Origin of the sequence: Sedimenticola hydrogenitrophicus (genome assembly GCF_025175675.1) — a bacterium.
Classification (GTDB): Bacteria; Pseudomonadota; Gammaproteobacteria; order Chromatiales; family Chromatiaceae; genus Sedimenticola; species Sedimenticola hydrogenitrophicus.
The window spans coordinates 1-894 of the sequence record NZ_JANIOA010000117.1 but is presented as its reverse complement, the minus strand read 5'-3'; the positions used below and the strand labels follow the sequence as shown (position 1 = coordinate 894).

Annotated in this window: 2 protein-coding genes; both read right to left on the bottom strand. The window is 45.2% G+C overall.

Going from position 1 to position 894, the window contains the following annotated elements:
* Positions 1-49: 49 nt before the first annotated feature.
* On the bottom strand, positions 50-379 hold the full coding sequence (locus NPX02_RS21215) for a DHCW motif cupin fold protein (protein ID WP_260296059.1): 330 nt from the start codon (positions 377-379) through the stop codon (positions 50-52).
* A gap of 257 nt (positions 380-636) precedes the next feature.
* Positions 637-894, bottom strand: a 258-nt coding sequence (locus NPX02_RS21210) for a hypothetical protein (RefSeq protein WP_260296058.1), incomplete at its 5' end; no start/stop codon positions are given.

Genomic DNA, 894 nt, shown 5'->3' with positions numbered 1-894 from the left:
GATCCAGACTGCTTAATGGTGGCGGTTTTCTGGACCCGGTTTTCTGATATTAATCGACAACGAATAACGTGGCTCCTTGCTCCGTCGAGGAACGATGAAGCTCGACGTTGTCGGCAACTTGATAGCTCGAACCAGGCTTGAGTACAAAGCGGCGACCGTCTTGTAGTTCAGTATGAAGCTCACCTTCGAGGCAGAGCAATATATGTCCTTTGGAACACCAATGGTCAGCCAGATAGCCGGGACTGTACTCAACCATCCGAACCCGGATATTCCCGAAATTTCGGGTCTTCCAATAAGCAACACCATGTTCCCCGGAATATTCAGTCTTCTCAACTTCAGACCAGTCTGTAACTCCGAAAGGTAAATCCGTAATGTTCAAATTGCTTCTCCCTGAGCACATATACAGTTGATCAAACACTCGCGCAAGAAACCCACTGAATGCCCACCAAATAATCACACCCTACCAAAGAATACGGAAGCTTGGGGTCAGATGAAAAACTATCCATTCACCCTACGTGTGACACATTGGGTTTTTCATCTGACCCCAAATATCCTGATTTTCTCCAGTGGAATCAGTGTTTCGGATTCGGGTCATGGAAAACAGGTGCTGATTTTATGGCGCCTACTTATGTTTGGCTATGAGACCCATTTGTTTACTTGTTGAATAAAATATATCAGCGGTATAAGTGCCGCTATTGCCGTTAGCTTATGGATATCTTTAGTTAACATCTCCATCTTCCGCGCCTCATGTAACGACATGTACTCACCAAGCGAAAGACCTATAGAAGGCTGCCAATACTTACATTTCCTCTCATTCTTTTGCCAGCCAGCATGATTTATTGCGCAAATTTCCGATGAGTCATCTGGACTAGCAACGCCAAGGCTTGCATTAAT